Here is a 23,277-nt window from a genome sequence, read left to right on the forward strand (position 1 = left end):
GATCGGGGCTAGATATCGAGTTCGATGTCGCCTTGCGGCATACAGCAACAGGGTAGGATTTCATCCTGCTGGATGCAGGCCAGCGGTGTTTGACGATAGGCCACGCGACCTTTTACCAGGCGCAGCCGACAGGAGCCGCAATAGCCAGAGCGGCACTGATATTCAATGCTGACTCGGTTGGATTCCAGCACATCCAGCAGGGAAGGGCCATCGTCTGAACAGGAAAACTGCGCACCGGATGTGCGCAGTGTGATCGTTGGGTTGTTCATCGATTACAGTTGGAAATCGCTCAGGTCGTCGTCGCTGATTTCTGAATCGATCTGACCGACCAGATAAGAGCTAACTTCGACTTCCTGTGGCGCGACCTGTACGTTATCGGATACCAGCCAGGCATTGATCCACGGAATAGGGTTAGTGCGTGTCTGGAACGGCAGCGGCAGCCCCACTGCCTGCATGCGGATGTTGGTGATGTATTCCACGTATTGGCAGAGAATATCTTTGTTCAGGCCAATCATCGAACCGTCGCGAAACAGGTATTCAGCCCACTCTTTTTCTTGCTGAGCGGCGAGTACGAACAGGTCATAGCATTCTTGCTGACACTCTTCGGCAATCTGCGCCATTTCCGGGTCGTCATGGCCAGAACGCATGAGGTTCAGCATGTGTTGCGTGCCGGTCAGGTGCAGTGCCTCATCGCGGGCGATCAGCTTGATGATTTTAGCATTGCCTTCCATCAGTTCGCGTTCAGCAAAAGCAAATGAGCAGGCGAAGCTGACGTAGAAGCGAATCGCTTCCAACGCGTTTACGCTCATTAGACAGATATACAGTTGTTTTTTCAGCGTATGCAGGTTCAGTGTCACCGTCTTGCCGTTAACCTGATGCGTTCCTTCACCCAACAAATGATAGTAGCTGGTCATCTCAATCAGCGAATCGTAGTAACCGGAAATATCCTTGGCGCGCTTCAGGATCTCGTCGTTCGTCACGATATCGTCAAACACCAGCGACGGATCGTTCACGATATTACGAATGATGTGCGTGTAGGAACGTGAGTGAATAGTTTCCGAGAACGCCCAGGTTTCCACCCAGGTTTCCAGTTCAGGGATTGAAATCAGCGGCAACAGCGCTACGTTCGGACTACGTCCCTGAATCGAGTCCAGCAGCGTTTGGTATTTCAGGTTGCTGATAAAGATGTGCTTTTCATGATCGGGCAGCGCCTGATAGTCGATGCGATCGCGGGACACGTCGACTTCTTCTGGGCGCCAGAAGAAGGACAGCTGCTTTTCGATCAGCTTTTCGAAAATTTCATATTTTTGCTGGTCGAAACGCGCAACGTTGACCGACTGGCCGAAGAACATCGGTTCAAGCAGTTGGTCATTTTTATTCTGTGAAAAAGTGGTATAGGCCATGAATCTCTCCAAAAAAATGCTGGAAGCATTTTTTAACGCCAGTTGCGGCACTCGCAATAAAAGAATGAAACGAGGTTGATGACAAAGTGCTCTAGGCGATGATAATGGGTAGATCGTAAAGACGCAGCAAGTACGTCCTTGTAAGCTCGAGCCGCGCGGATATGAATCTCATCCCTGAGATTCCCCCTTTCAGGGTCGTCGCAAGCGACGTTCAAAAGCGTTCCTGACGCTTTTGTCCTTGGCGCGGACGCTTTACTCTTCTATCCCATTATCATCGTTCCAAATTTCGTAAAAGATTTGTCAAAAGCCTTTCATTATTGGCTTAAATCTTACACGCGCCGCCTTCGCAGCCATCGTCCTGCGGTTCTGCCAGCAGGTCGTCTTGTACGTCTTCAGCGCCATCACGGGTGTTTTGGTAATACAGCGTTTTAACGCCGAATTTGTAGGCCGTAACCAGATCTTTCAGCAACTGCTTCATCGGCACCCGACCTGATGGGAAGCGCGACGGATCGTAGTTGGTGTTGGATGAGATCGCCTGATCGACAAATTTCTGCATCAGCCCCACCAGTTGCAGGTATCCATCGTTATTTGGCATTTCCCACAGCAGTTCGTAAGCGTCTTTCAACGTTTCGTATTCCGGCACCACTTGGCGCAGAATACCGTCTTTGGACGCTTTGACGCTGATGTGGCCGCGCGGTGGCTCAATGCCGTTAGTGGCGTTGGAGATCTGAGACGACGTTTCAGACGGCATCAGCGCAGACAGCGTGGAGTTACGCAGGCCGTATTCTTTGATGTCATTGCGCAGCGCTTCCCAGTCAAGATGCAGCGGCTCATTACAGATCGCATCCAGATCGCGCTTATAAGTATCGATAGGCAGAATACCCTGCGAGTAGGTGGTTTCATTGAACCACGGGCAGGCACCTTGCTCACGCGCCAGCACATTCGACGCCTTCAGCAGATAATATTGAATCGCTTCAAACGTTTTGTGCGTCAGGCCGTTGGCGCTGCCGTCGGAGTAACGTACGCCGTTTTTCGCCAGATAGTAGGCAAAGTTGATCACACCAATACCCAGCGTGCGGCGACCCATCGCACCACGCTCTGCCGCTGCAATGGGGTAATCCTGATAATCCAGCAGAGCATCCAGCGCACGTACGGCCAGCGTCGCCAGCTCTTCCAGATCGTCTAAGCTATTGATTGCGCCGAGGTTGAAAGCAGACAGCGTACACAGCGCGATTTCACCGTTCTCATCATTTACGTCATTCAACGGCTTGGTCGGCAGCGCAATTTCCAGACACAGGTTGGACTGGCGAACCGGAGCAATCTGCGGATCGAACGGGCTGTGCGTGTTGCAGTGGTCAACGTTCTGAATATAGATACGGCCCGTGGAAGCACGTTCCTGCATCATCAGAGAGAACAGCTCGACCGCTTTGATGCGCTGTTTACGGATGCTGGCATCCTGCTCATATTGCACATACAGGCGCTCAAATTCATCCTGATTGGCGAAGAAGGCGTCATACAGTCCCGGTACGTCTGACGGGCTGAACAGCGTAATATCTTCACCTTTAACCAGACGTTGATACATCAGTTTGTTCAACTGCACACCGTAATCAAGGTGACGAACGCGATTGCCTTCTACGCCACGGTTGTTTTTCAGAACCAGCAGGCTTTCTACTTCCAGATGCCACAGCGGGTAGAACAGCGTGGCAGCACCGCCGCGAACGCCGCCCTGAGAGCAGGATTTCACTGCCGTCTGAAAATGTTTATAGAAAGGAATACAGCCGGTATGGAAAGCTTCACCGCCGCGAATTGGGCTGCCGAGCGCCCGGATCCGACCCGCGTTAATGCCGATACCCGCGCGTTGGGAAACATATTTCACGATAGCGCTGGAGGTCGCGTTGATGGAGTCCAGGCTGTCGCCGCATTCGATCAGTACGCAGGAGCTGAACTGACGCGTCGGGGTGCGTACACCCGACATGATTGGCGTCGGCAGAGAAATTTTGAACGTGGAAATCGCGTCATAGAAACGTTTAACGTAATCCAGACGGGTTTCACGCGGGTAGCCTGAGAACAGACAAGCGGCGACCAAAATGTACAGGAACTGGGCGCTTTCGTAGATATCACCGGTGACGCGGTTTTGTACCAGGTATTTCCCTTCCAGCTGTTTAACCGCAGCATAGGAGAAATTCATGTCACGCCAGTGATCGATGAAAGCGTCCATCTGGGCGAATTCTTCCGGGCTATAATCTTCCAGCAGGTGCTTATCGTATTTGCCCAGTTCCACCATGTTGGTGACGTGGGTTAGCAGGGCTGGTGGCTTAAACTGGCCATAGGCTTTTTTGCGAAGATGGTAGATAGCCAAGCGCGCGGCCAGATACTGGTAATCCGGGCTTTCGCGGGAGATCAGATCGGCTGCGGCCTTGATGATGGTTTCATGGATATCAGAGGTTTTGATGCTGTCATAAAACTGAATGTGAGAACGCAGTTCCACCTGAGAAACGGAGACATTGTGTAAACCTTCTGCGGCCCAGGTAATGACGCGGTGGATTTTATCCAAATTGATTTTTTCTTTACTGCCATCGCGTTTGGTAACGAGCAAGCTCTGGTTCATGTTGGAATTTACCTGTTGATGAAAATAAAAAATATCCCCCGTTTACTCACAGAAACAACCCTGTGACTAACTCTGTGGATAAATACTAGATATAGATATTTTTTGATAAATGGCTACTACATGGTGAGTATTGTAGTGTGGAATCTTTTAAGAACAAGAGTTGATTTTTCGTTAGTTTTGGTGAGGGTCAGAACGCGTTTTGTTAAAAACCTCGCCCGATAAGGCCTGTAGCGATGTCAATATTATTCTGGGTTTTGATAAGAAAAAGAAAACCGGAAGACTTTGCTGATTTTGACACCAGAAAGGTAAAGGCGCGCGGCAAAAAACCGCGCAGTATTTAAGAGTATTCTGAATCAGATTTGCTTATCGTGGCGGGTATGCAACATGTAGTTCACGTCTACATTTGGACCCAGTTTAAAACGGTCCGTCAGCAGGTTGTAGTGCAGCCCGGTAATATGTTTTTCGCGCAGCGCGGTGTCATCAACCCAGCGCATCAGCTCTGCTGGACGAATGAATTTCTTAATATCGTGTGTGCCGCGCGGCACCATCTTTAAAACATACTCAGCGCCGATAACGACCATCATCCACGCTTTTGCATTGCGGTTGATCGTGGAGAAAAATACGTGCCCGCCGGGCTTGACCAACTTAGCGCACGCCTGCACCACGGATTGCGGATCGGGAACGTGCTCCAGCATCTCCATGCAGGTGACCACATCGTAAAGGCCTGGGTGAGCGTTGGCATGTGTTTCTACCGTTTCCTGCACATAATCAACAGTGACGCCGCTTTCCAGCGCATGCAAGCGCGCAACCTGCAACGGCTCTGCGCCCATATCCAGCCCGGTGACGTCAGCGCCTTCACGCGCCATGCTCTCGGCCAAAATGCCGCCGCCGCAGCCGACATCCAACACTTTCTTGCCAAACAAACCTTCGGCGCGCTGCGAAATATAGCCCAGACGCAGCGGGTTAATGCGGTGTAATGGCTTGAACTCGCCTTCTAAATCCCACCAGCGTGACGCGATCGCCTCGAATTTGGCAATTTCCTGATGGTCAACGTTCGGAGTTTGATTTTCTACATTCATGTGTCATCACTGCCTTTCGTCATCTTCTACTGCCGCGAGTATACTCCCTTCGTGTCGCAACGTGCAGCGGTGTCGTTTTTCTCAACTGGATAAAAGCCTACTGGGAAAACAGTCTGCTCGTAGCGGAAGGGAGTTTCCCCCGAAACGGCGGTTTGTGATATAATTTTTCACCTTTTGAACAGTTCACCTAATCTGAACGGTTCACTTTTCTGAACACGGGTAGATGCCTAAATAGAGGGATAGCGGCTCCATGAGCGACCTTGCCAGAGAAATCACACCGGTCAACATTGAAGAAGAGCTGAAAAGCTCGTATCTGGATTATGCGATGTCCGTTATTGTCGGGCGTGCATTACCAGATGTTCGTGATGGACTGAAACCGGTACACCGCCGCGTACTGTATGCGATGAACGTACTGGGTAACGACTGGAACAAACCGTATAAAAAATCCGCCCGTGTCGTCGGGGATGTCATCGGTAAATATCACCCGCACGGCGATTCTGCCGTTTATGAAACCATCGTGCGTATGGCGCAGCCTTTCTCACTGCGCTACATGCTGGTTGATGGTCAGGGTAACTTCGGTTCGATTGACGGCGACTCCGCTGCGGCTATGCGTTATACCGAAATTCGCATGTCGAAAATTGCTCATGAACTGCTGGCCGATCTGGAAAAAGAGACGGTCGATTTTGTGCCGAACTATGACGGCACCGAGCAGATTCCTGACGTCATGCCTACGCGTATTCCCAACCTGCTGGTTAACGGTTCTTCCGGTATCGCAGTCGGGATGGCAACGAACATCCCACCGCATAACCTGACTGAAGTGGTGAACGGCTGTCTGGCGTATATCGACGATGAAAACATTAGCCTTGAAGGGTTAATGGAGCACATCACCGGCCCGGATTTCCCGACGGCAGCAATCATCAATGGCCGACGCGGCATTGAAGAAGCCTATCGCACCGGGCGCGGCAAGATTTACATCCGTGCGCGTGCCGAAGTTGAAGCGGACGCGAAAACCGGACGTGAAACCATTATCGTGCATGAGATTCCGTATCAGGTGAACAAAGCTCGCCTGATCGAGAAAATTGCCGAACTGGTCAAAGATAAACGTATTGAAGGCATTAGCGCACTGCGTGATGAGTCCGATAAAGACGGTATGCGTATCGTTATCGAGATTAAGCGTGACGCCGTGGGTGAAGTGGTACTGAATAATCTGTACTCGCAGACGCAACTTCAGACGTCATTCGGCATCAACATGGTGGCACTGCATCAGGGCCAGCCGAAGATCATGCCGCTGAAGGATATTCTGGTTGCGTTTGTGCGCCACCGTCGTGAAGTGGTGACGCGTCGTACCATTTTTGAACTGCGTAAAGCCCGTGACCGCGCTCATATCCTGGAAGGTCTGGCCATTGCGCTGGCGAACATCGATCCGATTATCGAACTGATTCGTCGCGCTGCGTCACCTGCTGAAGCAAAAGCCTCACTGATCGCACAAGCGTGGGAATTGGGCACCGTTGCCACCATGCTGGAACGTGCGGGCGATGATGCTGCGCGTCCAGAGTGGCTGGAGCCAGAGTTCGGCATCCGTGACGGTCATTACTACCTGACGGAACAGCAGGCACAGGCGATTCTGGATCTGCGTTTGCAGAAACTGACTGGCATGGAGCACGAAAAGCTGCTGGATGAATATAAAGACCTGCTGGCGGAGATCGCCGAGCTGCTTTATATCCTCAATAGCCCTGAGCGCCTGATGGAAGTGATCCGCGAAGAGCTGGAAGCGATCAAAACGCAGTACAGCGACGGGCGCCGCACAGAAATCACGGCGAACACTGCCGACATCAACATCGAAGACCTGATTAATCAGGAAGATGTGGTGGTCACGCTGTCTCACCAGGGTTATGTGAAGTATCAGCCGCTAAGCGACTACGAAGCACAGCGTCGCGGTGGCCGCGGCAAGTCCGCTGCACGTATCAAAGAAGAAGATTTTATCGATCGTCTGCTGGTGGCAAACACCCACGACACGATTCTGTGCTTCTCCAGCCGTGGCCGTTTGTATTGGATGAAGGTATATCAATTGCCGGAAGCCAGTCGTGGTGCGCGTGGCCGTCCGATCGTCAACCTGCTGCCGCTTGAACCGAATGAGCGTATCACCGCGATTCTGCCGGTACGTGAATACGAAGAAGGTCGCCACATCTTCATGGCAACCGCGAGCGGTACAGTGAAGAAAACGGCGCTGACGGAATTCAGCCGTCCGCGTAGCGCGGGGATCATTGCGGTTAACCTGAACGACGGTGACGAGCTGATTGGCGTCGACCTGACCGATGGCAGTGATGAAGCGATGCTGTTCTCTGCGGAAGGTAAAGTGGTGCGCTTCTCCGAACAAGCGGTGCGCTCCATGGGCCGTACGGCTACGGGCGTCCGTGGTATCAACCTGCAAGGTGAAGATCGCGTGGTATCGCTGATCATTCCTCGCGGCGAGGGCGATATCCTGACCGTCACGCAAAATGGCTTTGGTAAGCGTACTGCCGTGAATGAGTACCCGACCAAGTCGCGTGCGACGAAAGGGGTTATCTCTATCAAGGTCAGCGAGCGTAACGGTAAAGTGGTTGGTGCGGTTCAGGTTGATACCGCAGACCAGATCATGATGATCACCGATGCGGGCACGCTGGTGCGTACACGCGTATCTGAAGTCAGCATTGTGGGTCGTAACACACAGGGTGTGACGTTGATTCGTACCGCGGAAGACGAAAATGTTGTCGGCCTGCAACGTGTTGCCGAACCGGTAGAAGATGAAGAGCTGGATGGTGTGGTAAACGTTGAAGGCGAAATCGCCGAAGACGATGATGCTATCGACGACATTGATGGCGATGATGATATCGCTGAAGATGACGAATAAGCCTTTTCCTTAAACCATAATGAGTAGAGTAAGCCAGCGCGATGCGCTGGCTTTTTTTATCGACTCTCGGTAGTGTATCCGCAAACTGGTTTTCCCATTATTCAACGGTATCCACTTGAAATATCTCGCCTCATTCCATACCACATTAAAAGTCTCCCGCTATTTGTTTCGGGTTCTGGCGGTCATGCTGTGGGTGTTGGGAGCGCTGATATCCGTTTTCTATGTTACTAAAGTATTGAATGAAAAAGAGTCGGAGCTGCGGCAGGAATATAATCTCAGCTTTGATCAGTCACAGGGTTACATCCGACACGCGTCGGATATTGTGCGTGAACTCCAGTATTTGGCGGCAAATCGTCTGGTGCTGGCGAGAGAAAAAGCTGAGTCGCCAACGGAAGGAGGGCCCGGTGTTTCCGTTTATGCACTTGCTCCCGGCGCAACCTGTTCCACGCAATATGGTGGTAATACGGCGCTGCTCTCATTGAGCCATTTTTTCAACGGCTGGCAGGATAATTTCTCTGCCGTCTACGATCTTAATAGGGTGTTTTTTGTCGGTGGCGATCGGCGCTGTATGGTAGATTTTGGCATCCGTAATCAGTCCCTTGACCGTGATAACTTGCTCAAAAACGTGCAGGATCGGTTTCAGGATCAGAAGAAGAATCGTGCCCAAACTGGCCGCGATGAAACCCTCTACTGGATTACCCCCGCGTCAGTCCCTGATGTTGGCTATTTATATGCGCTGACGCCGATTTATGTGGATAACAAGCTGGAAGTCATTATGGGAATCGAACAGACGATTCGCCTGGATGATTTCGTCACCGTGGGTAAATTTCCGATCGGTGCCAGGCTGCTGGATCAATATAATCAGGTTGTTTTACAGTTTTCCGATACGAAAGATCGCTATGCCTCTTCAGTAGACAGTTATCCCTCCGATCATAACTATTTTGGCTATGTAAATGGTTATGATGAACTCATTCTTAAGAAGTCGCTGCCGCCGACTTCATTTAGCATCGTGTATTCGCTGCCGTTGAAAGTGCTGCTTTCTCACATCAGCGCATTAATGATCAACATGTTTGTGCTAAATATCCTATGGGCTATTTTACTGTTTGTGTTGGCGCTGGTGTTTGAGCGAAAAATGCTGTTGCCTGCGGAAGTGAATGCGTTCCAACTGGAAGAAAATGAGCAATTCAACCGCAAGATTGTGGCGTCGGCGCCAGTAGGAATTTGTATCCTGCGTATTAATGACGGTACGAATATCCTCAGTAATGAACTGGCGCACAACTATCTCAACCTGCTCACACACGAAGACAGATTGCGAATTACCCGCATCATTTGCGAGCAGCAGTCCAAGTTTGTTGATGTCATGACCAGCCGTAACCATCACCTGCAAATCAGCTTTGTCCATTCACGCTATCGTAATGAAAATGTGGCGATTTGTGTGCTGCTGGACGTCAGCGCGCGTGTCAAAATGGAAGAGTCACTACAGGAAATGGCAAATGCCGCCGAGCAGGCAAGCCAGTCGAAATCGATGTTTCTTGCCACCGTCAGCCATGAATTGCGTACCCCGCTTTACGGTATTATCGGTAACCTCGACCTGCTGCAAACCAAGTCGCTGCCGAAGGATGCTAACCGTCTGGTCGTAGCGATGAACAACTCCTCCTCGCTGCTGCTGAAAATCATCAGCGATATCCTCGATTTTTCCAAGATTGAGTCGGAACAGTTGAAGATTGAGCCCTGTGAGTTTGCGCCGCATGAGGTCATCAGCCACATCACCAGCAACTACCTTCCTCTGGTGGTGAAAAAGCGCCTGACGCTCTACTGCTTTATCGACCCCAAAGTGCCGGTCAGCCTGTTTGGCGATCCTGTACGTTTGCAGCAGGTGTTGTCTAACCTGTTGAGTAATGCCATCAAGTTTACGGATACGGGCTGCATCATTTTTGACGTGGGGTGCCGCGATGGTTATCTGGAATTTGTGGTGCGCGATACCGGCGTGGGCATTCAACCCCGTGAGGCGGTGAAGCTGTTTGATCCGTTCTTCCAGGCAGGGAGCGGGGTTCAGCGTCATTTCCAGGGCACAGGCTTAGGGCTGGCTATTTGTGAAAAACTGGTCAATTTGATGGATGGCGATATTACTATTGAATCGGAACCTGGACTCGGTAGCCTGTTTGGCGTCAGGATTCCGTTGTATAAAGCGCACTATGCTCCCGTCGCGATCAATACCAGTCTGCAAGGGAAAATATGTTGGCTGAGGGTACGCAATGCCCGACTGGAGGCGTATTTACTGACGTTGTTGCAGGATCAAGGCATACAGGCTATGCGTTACCAGAATCAAACGGTATCGCCTGATGATGTGATGATTAGTGATTACACATCGACAGACGATATTACTGTTCGGGCGCATATCGTGATGAGTGGCGCGCATAACGGATCTGCGCAGAACGTGAGTGAGGGGCTCTGGGTGCAAGGGACATCGACACCTCAACACCTGCCTGACTTGCTGGAGAAAATTTATCGCTCAGAAAGTGAGGACAGTACTCACTCCGAGATTTCACCGCCGCTGACCAACTATGTGCGTGCTGAGAATGGCGACATTATGATTCTGGTGGTTGACGATCATCCGATCAACCGCCGACTGCTAGCCGATCAGCTCGGTTCTCTGGGCTATCAGGCAATGACGGCGAATGATGGCCTTGATGGGTTGAGCGTATTGAGTAAAAACCACATTGATATCGTACTGACGGACGTCAATATGCCAAATATGGACGGTTATTTGTTCACTCAGCGTATGCGTGAGCAGGGGTTACGCTTCCCGGTTATCGGTGTGACGGCAAATGCGTTGGCAGAAGAACGAGATCGTTGCCTTGGGGCGGGGATGGACAACTGTTTGTCAAAACCGGTTACGCTGGATACGTTGCAACAGGCGCTGGCGTATTACAGTAACGTAGTGCGGCAGGCGAGAACATCCGTGGAATAACCTGCACCAGCGGTTGCCGGTGCAGGAGAGGAAAGACTTAGTCTACCTGCGTCGCGCCGCCATTAACGGAAGACAGGTAATTCAGCAGGGCGATATCGTTCTCGACGCCCAACTTGGTCATGGCTGATTTTTTCTGGCTGCTGATCGTTTTGATACTACGATTCAGTTTTTTGGCGATCTCGGTAACCAAAAAGCCTTCAGCAAACAAACGTAGCACTTCACTTTCTTTCGGGGACAGGCGTTTATCGCCGTAGCCGCTGGCGCTGATTTTCTCTAGCACTTTGGATACGCTATCTGGCGTGAATTTCTTCCCTTTTTGCAGGGCGGCCAGCGCTTTGGGAAGGTCGGTCGGCGCGCCCTGTTTCAGCACGATGCCTTCGATATCCAAATCCAGCACTGCGCTCAGAATCGCCGGATTATTGTTCATGGTGAGAACAATAATAGAGAGATGGGGAAAATGGCGCTTAATGTATTTAATGAGGGTGATGCCATCGCCGTATTTATCGCCTGGCATGGATAAATCGGTGATTAAAACGTTAGCGTCCAGCTTAGGCAGGTTGTTGATCAGCGCTGTTGAGTCTTCAAATTCGCCAACCACATTGACCCATTCAATCTGCTCAAGCGATTTTTTGATGCCAAAAAGGACAATAGGGTGGTCGTCGGCAATAATTACGTTTAGGTTACTCATCGTTTTGGTTACTCATCTTGTTGGCTACCTTGCTGCACTTTAGATTCTATTGGGGATAGTAATGCACTGACAAACCGCTCAATTTCATGAAGGTTAGCCTCAATTTGTACACTATCGTGCGTGGTAACATGCTGTTCAAGCTGTTCACACAACTGTTTGCCAGGATGCAGATTCAGCATGGCAAACACGCCTTTCAGCCGGTGTGCCGTCAGCGAAAGTGACGGAAAGTCGCCTGCTTCCGCCTCAGTATACAGCCTCTTTAAATCATCCGGTACTGTCTCCATGAACAGCGAATAATAGTCGCTTGACGCCAATTGAGCGGCGTAAAATTCGACACCGTTCGGTTCCCCCCCTTGCATTGCATCGGGTGGTGTTTCCAGTTGCAGTTCAATCAGCTTAAGCAATGCCTCCAGCAGGAGGTGGCTGATATTATAGTTCACCCGCAAACGGCGCGGGCCCAAAGGCATTACTGTGTCATCGGCATGACTCAACAGTAGCGTATAATCTGCTTTTTTCTCCGGGTCATCAGTAATACAGATATCTGCTTCCTGATTAATTTGGCGTTCATCGCTGATCAGATAATTAGCGCCCCATCCCGTCAGCATATTGCCAACAATATGCTGTACTTCATCGGATGTCACATCCAACAGAACGGTAATACCATCCAGCAGTTTTTCTTCCTCGACGGGAAGCGGTTCTGGTTCCAGTTTTAACGTCAGAATATAGTGCGTACCTAACCCGGATTTACTGTTGATGGTTAAAGCGCCGCCCAGTTTATTACAGAGTTGATTACACAAAAATAAGGTCAATCCTGAATTTTGTCCGAAATGATCGGACGCGGCAGGATGTAGGAAAGGATGTTGAATATTTTCCTGCTCTTTGCCTGAAACCTTCGTCCCTGTATCGCTGATCTGAATAATTAATGTGTCTGACTCATTATTTTTCCTATCAATCGACACCGTAATTTTGCCGTAATCCGTATTGGTCACCGAATAATTTAGCAACAGCGCCAGCGTCTTTTTCAACAGCCCTGCATCACCGATGTAAGTTTGATTACTCTCTAAATTGTAATGGTGGAACAGGGTCAATCCTTTTTGGTTCAGTCTCGGCAGCAGCTCAAGAAGGACATTGTCGATAAGCGCCAACGGCGAAAAGCTGTCGTTGACCACGGTCCATTCCTGCGCTTCCAGCTTTTCATGCAACGCGATATTTTCCAGCAGTTCGATAGCGCAGCGAGTATCCGCCGCGAGCTGATCCAGCGTTGATGTTTGTACCGTTGCCGCATCGCTGTGGCGTATCGCATGAATATGCTGTTGTAATGAAATCAGCGGCTGTTTAAATTCGCTGAGCAGGTTTTGGAATAGGCGTTTTCTGGCATGAATATTCTTTTCGTATTCACGCTGAGCTAGCAGTAATTTCCGCTGTACCAGAATCTCTTTATCCTGTTCGCGTAGCAGGAAGAGGCAATAATCTGGCGAATATTGGCTACGGATTTGGCGGATTTCATACATCTCATTATTAATGGTGACCTGAATGATGCCCTGATGTTCGTCCGCCATATTGGTGATTTTTTGCAGGCTCAAGTGTGGAAGCAGATGCTCCGCACGCTCATTTTGTATGACCACTTTGTTGCTGCTGAAATCATAAACCAGCACGCCCATCGGGATTCTGCCCGTTGTTTCGCGGTAAATATCCAGTTTCTTTTCCAACTGAGAAGATAACTCTTCTCCAGGATGCGCATACTTGCGACGGAAAAGATAAAAACCAGCAATGGATACACTCAGTAGCACCAGATTCAACAGCAGAAGCCAGACGTTATTACGTAATGAATCAATAATTAGCGCTTTTACGGGCACCTGAAAAACGATTTTTACCGGTGCATTGACGAGCGTGGCGGAGATTTCAAGGTTGGAACCATGAAGCTGCACGTCAGCTGTGCCTTCGCTCGTATTACTGCTATCCATGTTGCTGGCTGCTGGCGTATCCGGCTTGAGCATAAGGTATTCACGCGGGATCGTGTCTGGAATTAAATCGTTAATCGGCAGATCGAATGCAAGAATTGTCGCCAAATGACCTGGCTGATTGAATGTGGTTCGCAGCGTAAAATAGTAATCGTTATAGAAGCGTAATTTACGCAGTGGGGAAAAACTTTCGCGTTCGTCTAACACATTCGCCTGTTGCAGCATTTCCGTCCGGCGCGCCTCGGCGATGACCGTAATATAATTGCCGCGGAACTGCGAGGAGATATCTTTCAGCGTCTGCGTAGAAATCATCGTCAGGCTGTTGTCGATGCCATTCAGATAATACATGGAATAGACGTTATTCTCTGCTCCCCAGAGAATATCAAGGTAACGCGATATGCGGCGAACCGATGTCAGCGTACCTTGATCGTGTTGCCCAAAAATCAGAGCATCCGTTTTCTGACCGTTTTTTTCTACGTAGAAAACATTCGGCATCAAATTAATCGAGGTGATAGTAGCGTCACTAGCGGATGGTTCGCTGTTCAGGCTGCCGTAAATTTGGTACGTAAAGAAACGGTAGGTATCGATGCGTTTCTGTATGCCTTGGGCAATGGTTGTCAGCGAATGTTTTTTATCCGCCAGCAAATCGTTGATGTAGCTATAGCTGAACGTTCCGGTAATGAGGAGCGATAACACCGTAAGGAGAGAAAAATAACGCAGGATCATGGCTGGCATCAATTAACGCTCCTGATTAGCGAATAACGGCACGCGCACTGGCGCTGACGGCCAGCAATAGCAGTGCGACAAACCCGAATGCGGTGGCTAAATTGCTGAACTGTGCAATAAAACCGAGGATGGTTGGGCCGATCAGAATACCTGCATAGCCTACTGTTGTAATAGACGCGATGGCCAGATTTGGCGGCATGATCTTTTGATTTCCTGCTGCGCTGAAAAGGATCGGGACGACATTGGATGCGCCGATACCGACCATCACGAAGCCAAGAATGGCGGTCACTGCATTATCAATACTGATCGTTAATACCAGACCGAGTGCGGCGCAGAGGCTGCCACCGGTAAGAATCGCGTAGCGTCCGAGCGCATTAACGATGCGATCGCCATTCAGTCTGCCGAGTGTCATTGCGACGGAAAACGCGGCATAGCCCATGCCTGCTTGCGCGCCGCTCAGGTTACGTTCAACCGTTAAAAAGAGGGCGCTCCAGTCCAGTATGGAACCTTCGGCTAAGAACATGATGAAGCACAGTGAGCCAATGAACATCACCCAGCCGCGTGGAATAACAAACAGCGGGCCGCTGTCATCTTGATTGGTGGTGCGCAGCAGGTGCTTGTGCGCCGCTGCCATGAATAGCAGCATGAGTACGACAATAGCCAGAATAGCCATCAGTGGGGACAGGCCAAGCCACAGCAGGGCACTGACGCCACCGGCACCGACAATCCCCCCTACGCTGAAGAAACCATGAAAACCAGACATCATGGCTCGACCACTGGCGCGTTCGACGATGACGGCCTGAATATTCATCGCGACATCGACCATGCCGATGGACGCGCCAAAAAAGAGTAGCACGATCGCCATCATAGGCAGTGTTTCTGCCTGTGTTAGTGCGGGCAACACCAAACAAAGCAGTGCACTTGCCAGCAAAATAACGCTGCGACATCCTAGCTTGCTGGTAAGAAAGCCGGTGAGTGGCATGGCCAACAGTGAGCCAATACCGAGAGAAAGCAGCAACATCCCCAGGGAAGCGTCACTGATAGCCAGCCGCGTTTTGACAAATGGCACTAACGGTGCCCAAGAGGCCATGGCAAAGCCCGCAACAAAGAAAACGATGCGTGTCGCTGCCTGTGCTTTTTTGCCGGGCAGATTCTGATTAATGCATAACGGGTCGGAATTCAGTGTTGTACTCATCCTGAACGAGGCTATCCGGTCGACGTAACAAGGGCCTATTTTTACCATAATTAGTGACTGGAATGGAAAGAATCCTGGTGTGCGGTTTTGTGGCGGGAGAATAAGTGGGGAATACTGTGGGACCGGCAAAAAAATGCCGATTAGATAATCGGCAAAAGATATCAGTCAAATTGAAGCAATAATGATGATGGAATAGAATTTTAGTGCGATGTGCGCACTTCGTTTTGCCGTTTGATGCGATTTCAGTCCATGCTCATCGTTTTGGTCTTGCGTAACCTCTCACCCACGACGTGTTTTTTTCCCGTATAATCCCCTACTTTGTGTTAGGTCTCCGGGGTGACGGTGAAACAACTTTCCGACTTGCTGCGACATTTACAGCAGGATTTGCGCGAGCCACAGCCTGAACGCGCAGGTTTCAGACAAATAACGCGTTCATTAACTCTTTGCGATACGTCCGAAACTCTCAGCGATGCGTCTGAGCTACTACCGTGGCTGGCGACCCAGCCAGTGTACCCCCAATTCTATTGGCAGCACCGTCAGGATCGTGAAGAAGCCGCCGTTTGCGGCAAGGTATGTGGGTTTCATCATCTTCAGGATGCTGAGGCATTCCTCGTTCAGCAGCAGTGCGATCCCGATGTGCGTATCTGGGGATTGAACGCGTTTAATCAGATAACAGAAGGTGGTACCTCATCGCCTGGCTATCTGTTTTTGCCTCGGGCAGAGCTGCGGCGTCAGGATGATATGCTCAGCCTGAGTATTAACCTGTTTAGCGAAACGTCATTGCAACAGGATGCTGATGAAGCCTCGGCATTTATTAACCTGCTGCTGCCACCGGAGCCACTGCCTATTTTGCATGCGGAAGTACAAGCCGTCGGGCATCAGCCGGAGCGTCAGGGTTGGATTGATTTGCTCCAGCGGGCGCTGCATGACATCAACTCAGGGCTGATGGAAAAGGTTGTTCTTGCTCGAACGACCACGCTAACGCTCACACAACCGCTTCAGGCAACCACCTTTATGGCCGCCAGCCGTGCGGCGAATCATCACTGCTTCCATTTCATGCTAGCGCACGATGCGCGTCATGCATTTCTCGGTTCTAGCCCAGAGCGGCTCTATCGCCGATGGGGGAGAGAACTGGAAACGGAAGCGTTGGCAGGAACGGTGGCAAGCGATCGTGATGCGCTTAAAGCCGCAGAGCTGGCTAGCTGGCTGATGAAGGACACTAAAAATCAGCATGAGAATATGTTGGTGGTGGATGATATTTGCCAGCGGTTACAGCAGTCGGCACTGTCGCTGGATGTGATGCCGCCGGAAATTGTGCGTCTGCGCAAGGTGCAGCATCTGCGCCGTACCATTCATGCCACGTTACGCACCGCTTCTGATAGTGCTTGCCTCGATGCATTGCAGCCTACAGCGGCGGTAGCGGGGTTGCCGCGGCAAGAAGCGCGCCGTTTTATTGCCGCGCATGAACCGTTCGAGCGCGGTTGGTATGCGGGTTCGGCGGGTTATCTTTCGCGTCAGCAGTCTGAATTCAGCGTGGCGCTACGCTCGGCCGAGGTGCGTGATCATGTTTTAACGCTCTATGCCGGCGCTGGAATTGTGGCGGGTTCTGATCCAGAACAAGAATGGCAGGAGTTGGAAAACAAAGCTTCCGGGCTGAGATCCCTGCTAGATGGTGATATGTCATAGTTTTGTTTTATGATTGTTGTGTCAGGTACTGGTTTATATCAAAGTCAGCGTAGTAAAAAAAAATATAATAAGGCTGATCGCGATGTTCGTTGAAGGGCAACCAGGCCACCAACAGTTTGATCATTATTATTTGCTATACCCTAAATAATTAGAGTTGCAGGCAGGCGGCGAGCGCACGACGCCCTTATTAGCTTACATGAGTAAGTGACTAGGATGAGTCAGAGAAGCCAACGTACATGCAGCTTGAAGTATGACGGGAATAACCTGCAACCTGAGTTGTTGAGTCCATCATGTCAACAAGTGTATTTAATCGCCGCTGGGCTACATTACTGCTGGAATCGCTGACCCGTCACGGCGTCCGGCATATCTGCATCGCGCCTGGTTCTCGCTCCACCCCGCTGACGCTGTCCGCGGCGGATAATCATGCGCTGATTTGCCACACGCATTTCGACGAGCGAGGGCTTGGGCATCTGGCGCTGGGGCTGGCAAAAGCCTCGCGTGAACCCGTTGCGATTATTGTGACGTCTGGCACAGCCGCCGCGAATCTCTATCCCGCAATCATTGAAGCCGGGCTAACGGGTGAACGGCTGGTCGTTCTGACGGCTGACCGCCCGCCGGAGCTGATTGACTGCGGTGCGAATCAGGCGATTCGTCAGCATGCACTGTATGCTTCACACCCCACACTGGCGCTGGATTTACCGCGCCCTACGCCCGATATTCCGGCCACCTGGCTGGTTTCCTCTGTGGATAGTGCCATGGCGCGGCTTACGCACGGCGCGTTGCACATTAATTGCCCCTTTGCTGAACCGCTTTATGGTGCTGATGACGGCACGGCTTATCAGGGCTGGCTAATGACGCTGGGCGACTGGTGGAATAGCCGCGAGCCTTGGCTGCGTGAAATGCGCCAGAGTACGCTGGTGGTACAACCGGACTGGCCGCAGTGGCGGCAGAAACGTGGCGTCGTCCTTGCCGGACGTGTTAGTGCTGAACAAGGGGCGCGTCTTGCTGCGTGGGCGAACGAGCTGGGCTGGCCGCTGATTGGTGATGTGCTGTCGCAAAGTGGGCAGCCTTTGCCCTGTGCGGATATTTGGTTGGCGCACCCTGAAGCCGTGAATCTTTTACGGCAGGCAGACATCGTCCTACAGTTCGGCGGAAGCCTGACGGGAAAACGTCTGCTGCAATGGCAGGAACAGTGCCAGCCGCAAGAGTTTTGGTTAATTGATGATTTACCGGGACGGCTGGACCCGGCTCACCATCGTGGACGTCGTCTGGTTGCGGACGTTGGCGAATGGCTGTCAGCGCATCCAGCAGACAAACAGACGCCGTGGGCGGACTTGCTGGTGGATATTGCCGATAGAGCGCAGCGACAGGCCGACGCGCATCTGGCTTCCCGCTTTGGTGAAGCGCAGCTGGCGCAGCGAATACCGGCGCTTTTGCCGCCGGATGGGCAACTGTTTGTCGGCAACAGTCTCGTGGTACGTCTGATCGACGCGCTGGCACAGCTTCCGCAAGGGTATCCGGTGTATGGTAATCGAGGAGCCAGCGGTATTGATGGTCTGATTTCCACGCTGGCAGGTGTACAGCGTGCCACGGCGAAAGCGACGCTCGGCATCGTCGGCGATCTCTCTGCATTATACGATTTGAATGCGCTGGCGCTGTTGCGTCAGTCCCCCGCACCGCTGGTGTTGATCGTGGTGAACAATAACGGTGGCCAGATATTTTCCCTGTTGCCGACGCCGGTTGCACAGCGTGAAGCGTTTTACTGCATGCCGCAAAATGTGGAATTCGGGCATGCTGCTGCGATGTTTGGCCTGAATTACGTGCGTGCCGAAAGCTGGGAACAACTGGCAGATACGGTGTCGGATTGCTGGACTCAGGGCGGCGTCACGCTGCTTGAAGTGGTCGTTGAACCGAAAGACGGTGCGGAAACGCTCAATGAACTGGTCGCGCAGGTGGCGGCGTGGACTCACTAGATTTTCAGGGACTAGTCTGCCGGAAAGTGACGCATGGCGCGGTTGCTCCGATGCAGCCTTGGCTGGTGTGTCTGCATGGTTTATTAGGCAGTGGTGAGGACTGGCTGCCTGTCCTGCCATTTTTTCGTGACTGGCCTGTGCTGCTGGTGGATTTACCCGGACACGGCGCGTCCCGAGCCATTGCTACCGCCGATTTTGCCGAGGTAAGTCGTCAGCTAACCGCCACACTGCTGGCACAGGGTATCGAGCGTTATTGGCTGTTGGGCTATTCGCTCGGCGGGCGTGTTGCGATGTACCACGCTTGCGACGGGCATCATGACGGTATGCTGGGATTACTGGTTGAAGGCGGACACCCCGGTTTGGCAACGTCCGAGCAGCGTACGGAGCGTATCCAGCATGATGCACGCTGGGCGCAGCGTTTTCGTCAGGAGCCGCTGCCGGATGTTTTGCAGGACTGGTATCAGCAGGCGGTTTTTGCCGATGTTGACCCCGTACAGCGTGAACAGCTGATCGCGCGCCGCAGCGCTAATCACGGCGCATCTGTTGCGGCAATGCTGGAAGCCACCTCGCTGGGACGACAGCCTTTCCTGGCGGATCATCTCCAGCATCTGTCGCTACCTTTTGTTTATTTATGCGGTGCCAGTGACGTGAAATTTCAGACGCTGGCGGCGCAATACGGCCTGCCGTTACTGAGCGTTGCTCTGGCGGGGCATAATGCTCATCAGGCGAATCCAGCGGCCTATGCTGAGCGGATTCGCACTTTTCTTTCGCATCCCGTTAAGGATTGATAACTATGCTTTATCCGAGTGAAGAACTGCTTTACGCACCGATTGAATGGCACGATTGCAGCGGCGATTTTGCCGATATCCTCTACCATAAATCCATTGATGGTATTGCCAAAATCACCATTAACCGTCCTCAGGTGCGCAATGCGTTCCGTCCGCAGACGGTAAAAGAGATGATTCAGGCGCTCGATAATGCCCGTCACGATGACGGTATCGGGACGATCATCCTGACTGGTGCTGGCGATAAAGCATTCTGCTCCGGCGGCGATCAGAAAGTACGCGGTGACTACGGCGGTTATCAGGATGACAGCGGTGTGCATCACCTGAACGTGCTGGATTTCCAGCGCCAGATTCGCACCTGTCCGAAACCCGTCATCGCGATGGTGGCTGGGTATTCCATCGGTGGTGGACACGTTCTGCACATGATGTGTGACCTGACCATTGCGGCAGAGAATGCCATCTTCGGTCAGACTGGTCCGCGTGTTGGTTCCTTTGACGGCGGTTGGGGGGCGTCTTACATGGCTCGTATCGTCGGTCAGAAGAAAGCGCGTGAAATTTGGTTCCTGTGCCGTCAGTACGACGCTGCGCAAGCGTTGGATATGGGACTGGTGAATACCGTCGTACCGTTGGCCGAACTGGAAAAAGAAACCGTGCGCTGGTGCCGTGAAATGTTGCAAAACAGCCCGATGGCGCTGCGCTGCCTGAAAGCGGCGCTAAACGCGGACTGCGATGGTCAGGCTGGTTTGCAGGAGTTGGCGGGCAACGCCACCATGTTGTTCTATATGACGGATGAAGGGCAGGAAGGTCGTAACGCGTTCAATGAGAAACGCCAGCCGGACTTCAGCAAATTCAAACGGAATCCGTAATGCGCCAGGTTACTCTCTATCGTTACAGCGTGCCGATGGAAGCTGGAGTGGTGCTGCGCAATCAGCGCCTGAAAACCCGCGATGGTCTTATTGTTCGCTTGCAAGAAGGTGAACGGTTGGGCTGGGGGGAGATTGCGCCACTGCCGGAGTTCAGTGTGGAAACGCTGGCAGAGGCGCAATCAGCCGCGCTTGGGCAACTGGCTGCGTGGGCGGCAGGACGTGCATTTTCTGACGATCTTCCGCCGTCCATTGCCTTTGGTTTGAGCTGCGCGCAGGCCGAATTGGATCAGCACCTGCCGCAGGCGGCGGACTATCGCAAAGCGCCCTTGTGCAATGGCGATCCTGATGAGCTGTTCGAAATGCTACAGGCGATGCCAGGCGAGAAAGTGGCAAAGGTGAAAGTCGGCCTGTACGAGTCGGTGCGTGACGGCATGATCGTTAACGTACTGCTGGAAGCCTTGCCGGATCTGAAGCTCCGTCTGGATGCCAACCGTAGTTGGACGCGTGCCAAAGCGGACGGCTTTGCCCGCTATGTTGCCCCGTCGCTACGCTCGCGCATTGCCTTTCTCGAAGAGCCTTGCAAAACCCGTGAAGAATCTCGTGAGTTTGCGCGTGAAACCGGCATCAACATCGCCTGGGACGAAAGCGTGCGTGAGGCGGATTTTCGGGTGGAGGCTGAATCAGGCGTGAATGCGATTGTGATCAAGCCGACGCTGGTCGGCAGCCTTGCTCGCTGTCAGCAACTGGTGCAGGAAACACATCAGGCTGGGTTAACGGCGGTGATCAGCTCCAGCATTGAATCCAGTCTGGGGTTAACGCAGCTGGCGCGTTTGGCACACTGGCTGACGCCGGACACGATTCCAGGGCTGGACACGTTAGATCTGATGCAGGCGCAGGTGATTCAACGCTGGCCGGATAGCGCGTTGCCGCTTTTGGCTGCTGAGCAACTGGATGTGGTATGGCAATCCTGACTGACTGGCCGTGGCGACACTGGGCTAGCCAGACGCCCCAGCCGGTCTCGTTGAATGAGCCTGTTGCGTTGATTGAAGAGGAAATCCGTTGGAGCTGGCAGGCGCTCGCCCGGCGGGTAGATCGTCTGGCTGAGCATTTCGTACAGCAGGGCGTGACTGCCGAAAGTACGGTAGCGCTACGTGGGAAAAATAGCGTACAGATGCTGTGTAGTTATCTGGCGCTGTTACAGTGCGGTGTGCGTGTGTTACCGCTAAATCCACAGTTGCCCGATGCGTTAACCGAGGCACTGCTGCCTGCGCTGAATGTGGCGTATGGCCTGTGTTTGAATGATAAATCTTGGCCTGATTCTGTACGTCCCCTTTCTTTACCATCAGCTTGCTTGCTATCGGGTGATACCGAAGAAACCATCGGCACCAATAGATTACGCTGGCAGGCCGAGCGACTGGCGACACTGACGCTGACATCCGGTTCTAGCGGAATGCCAAAGGCGGTAGCGCATTCGTTCGCTGCCCATCTCTCCAGCGCGGAAGGTGTGGTTCAAATGATGGCGTTTTCTGCCAGCGACCGTTGGCTGCTGTCACTTCCGCTCTTTCACGTTTCTGGGCAGGGCATCGTTTGGCGCTGGCTTGCTACTGGGGCAACGCTCGTTGTTCGCGCGCATCAGCCTTTGGAGATTGCTCTGCGCGATTGCACTCATGCTTCTCTGGTGCCGACTCAGCTATGGCGACTGCTGGCGGAGACGGCCTTTCCTGAAGCATTGAAAGCGGTATTGCTCGGCGGCGCGACGATCCCGCAGACGCTGACGCAACAGGCAGAAGCTCGAGGCGTCAGCTGCTGGTGTGGCTATGGTCTGACGGAACTGGCGTCTACGGTTTGCGCTAAACGCGCCGATGGGCGTTCGGGCGTCGGAATGCCGCTGCAAGGGCGAGAGGTCCGACTGATGGACGATGAGATTCTGCTGCGCGGCAGCTCGTTGGCCGCTGGCTATTGGCGCGATGGAAAACTGATTCCACTGGTCGATGATGATGGCTGGTTCCACACGCGCGATCGCGGACTATTTGCCGAAGATGAGTGGCATATTCTGGGACGTTTGGATAATCAATTTTTCAGCGGTGGTGAAGGGGTTCAGCCGGAGAATATCGAGGCCGTGTTGTTGACGCATCCTGATGTTCAACAGGCGTGCATTGTGCCCGTTGAAGATGTGGAGTTCGGACACCGCCCCGTTGCTGTGTTGGAGGTGGCACAAACCACAACGCTTGATGCAGTTCGTGATTGGTTACAGCCGCAGCTTGCCGGATTTCAGCGGCCAGTCGCGTATTATGTGCTGCCAGTTGAACTGAAAAATGGTGGGATAAAGCTTTCTCGTAAACAGGTAAAAAACTGGGTCAGTGCAATGTATCCTCAGCCTAAAAGGTAGGGGTGCTTGGCTAATGCCGATCGTTTAAGGATCGAGATACCGGGGCTACCACGGAGT

General features: G+C 52.3%; 15 protein-coding genes. 8 read left to right on the top strand and 7 right to left on the bottom strand.

The window, feature by feature from the left end; genetic code table 11:
* Window positions 1–8: 8 nt before the first annotated feature.
* The 4 genes from yfaE to ubiG form a co-directional block, all read right to left on the bottom strand.
* A complete protein-coding gene (yfaE, locus tag KP22_RS00530) occupies window positions 9–269 on the bottom strand; it encodes a class I ribonucleotide reductase maintenance protein YfaE (protein ID WP_039301801.1) in 261 nt (86 codons plus the stop codon).
* A gap of 3 nt (window positions 270–272) precedes the next feature.
* Window positions 273–1,403: a class Ia ribonucleoside-diphosphate reductase subunit beta gene (nrdB, locus tag KP22_RS00535; RefSeq protein WP_039301804.1), complete on the bottom strand. Its 1,131-nt coding sequence runs from the start codon at window positions 1,401–1,403 to the stop codon at window positions 273–275.
* Window positions 1,404–1,725: 322 nt separating this feature from the next.
* On the bottom strand, window positions 1,726–4,011 hold the full coding sequence (nrdA, locus tag KP22_RS00540; protein WP_039301806.1) for a class 1a ribonucleoside-diphosphate reductase subunit alpha: 2,286 nt from the start codon (window positions 4,009–4,011) through the stop codon (window positions 1,726–1,728).
* A 353-nt stretch (window positions 4,012–4,364) separates the two neighbouring features.
* A complete protein-coding gene (ubiG, locus tag KP22_RS00545) occupies window positions 4,365–5,090 on the bottom strand; it encodes a bifunctional 2-polyprenyl-6-hydroxyphenol methylase/3-demethylubiquinol 3-O-methyltransferase UbiG (RefSeq protein ID WP_039301808.1) in 726 nt (241 codons plus the stop codon).
* Window positions 5,091–5,340: 250 nt separating this feature from the next.
* Here ubiG and gyrA point away from each other — a divergent pair, with 250 nt between their 5' ends.
* Entirely contained in the window at window positions 5,341–7,980 is a 2,640-nt protein-coding gene (gene gyrA, locus KP22_RS00550; protein ID WP_039301812.1) for a DNA topoisomerase (ATP-hydrolyzing) subunit A, read from the top strand.
* Window positions 7,981–8,095: 115 nt separating this feature from the next.
* A complete protein-coding gene (gene rcsC / locus KP22_RS00555; protein ID WP_072012521.1) occupies window positions 8,096–10,951 on the top strand; it encodes a two-component system sensor histidine kinase RcsC in 2,856 nt (951 codons plus the stop codon).
* Window positions 10,952–10,988: 37 nt separating this feature from the next.
* Here the strand turns inward: rcsC and rcsB are convergent, their stop codons facing one another.
* Genes rcsB through KP22_RS00570 form a run of 3 tightly spaced genes read right to left on the bottom strand, consistent with a single transcriptional unit; the run spans window position 10,989 to window position 15,521 of the window.
* On the bottom strand, window positions 10,989–11,639 hold the full coding sequence (gene rcsB / locus KP22_RS00560; RefSeq protein ID WP_005976164.1) for a response regulator transcription factor RcsB: 651 nt from the start codon (window positions 11,637–11,639) through the stop codon (window positions 10,989–10,991).
* Window positions 11,640–11,647: 8 nt separating this feature from the next.
* The gene (rcsD, locus tag KP22_RS00565; protein ID WP_039321749.1) at window positions 11,648–14,335 is read right to left on the bottom strand and encodes a phosphotransferase RcsD; all 2,688 of its coding nucleotides are present in this window, start codon (window positions 14,333–14,335) and stop codon (window positions 11,648–11,650) included.
* 16 nt (window positions 14,336–14,351) lie between these two features.
* On the bottom strand, window positions 14,352–15,521 hold the full coding sequence (locus KP22_RS00570; RefSeq protein ID WP_039321752.1) for an MFS transporter: 1,170 nt from the start codon (window positions 15,519–15,521) through the stop codon (window positions 14,352–14,354).
* A gap of 342 nt (window positions 15,522–15,863) precedes the next feature.
* Here KP22_RS00570 and menF point away from each other — a divergent pair, with 342 nt between their 5' ends.
* The 6 genes from menF to menE all read left to right on the top strand — a co-directional run bounded on the left by menF (window position 15,864) and on the right by menE (window position 23,220).
* Window positions 15,864–17,207: an isochorismate synthase MenF gene (gene menF, locus KP22_RS00575; RefSeq protein WP_039301831.1), complete on the top strand. Its 1,344-nt coding sequence runs from the start codon at window positions 15,864–15,866 to the stop codon at window positions 17,205–17,207.
* A gap of 290 nt (window positions 17,208–17,497) precedes the next feature.
* The gene (menD, locus tag KP22_RS00580; RefSeq protein ID WP_039321755.1) at window positions 17,498–19,180 is read left to right on the top strand and encodes a 2-succinyl-5-enolpyruvyl-6-hydroxy-3-cyclohexene-1-carboxylic-acid synthase; all 1,683 of its coding nucleotides are present in this window, start codon (window positions 17,498–17,500) and stop codon (window positions 19,178–19,180) included.
* Window positions 19,168–19,968 carry a 2-succinyl-6-hydroxy-2,4-cyclohexadiene-1-carboxylate synthase gene (menH, locus tag KP22_RS00585; protein ID WP_039321758.1) on the top strand — a complete coding sequence of 267 codons (801 nt, stop codon included), beginning with the start codon at window positions 19,168–19,170 and terminating at the stop codon, window positions 19,966–19,968. The genes menD and menH overlap by 13 nt, the downstream gene beginning before the upstream one ends.
* A gap of 5 nt (window positions 19,969–19,973) precedes the next feature.
* Window positions 19,974–20,831: a 1,4-dihydroxy-2-naphthoyl-CoA synthase gene (menB, locus tag KP22_RS00590; RefSeq protein WP_039301841.1), complete on the top strand. Its 858-nt coding sequence runs from the start codon at window positions 19,974–19,976 to the stop codon at window positions 20,829–20,831.
* A complete protein-coding gene (gene menC / locus KP22_RS00595; protein WP_039321763.1) occupies window positions 20,831–21,802 on the top strand; it encodes an o-succinylbenzoate synthase in 972 nt (323 codons plus the stop codon). Before menB ends, menC begins: the two co-directional genes overlap by 1 nt.
* A complete protein-coding gene (gene menE / locus KP22_RS00600) occupies window positions 21,790–23,220 on the top strand; it encodes an o-succinylbenzoate--CoA ligase (RefSeq protein WP_039301846.1) in 1,431 nt (476 codons plus the stop codon). The genes menC and menE overlap by 13 nt, the downstream gene beginning before the upstream one ends.
* The last annotated feature ends 57 nt before the right edge of the window (window positions 23,221–23,277 follow it).

Origin of the sequence: Pectobacterium betavasculorum (genome assembly GCF_000749845.1) — a bacterium.
Classification (GTDB): Bacteria; Pseudomonadota; Gammaproteobacteria; order Enterobacterales; family Enterobacteriaceae; genus Pectobacterium; species Pectobacterium betavasculorum.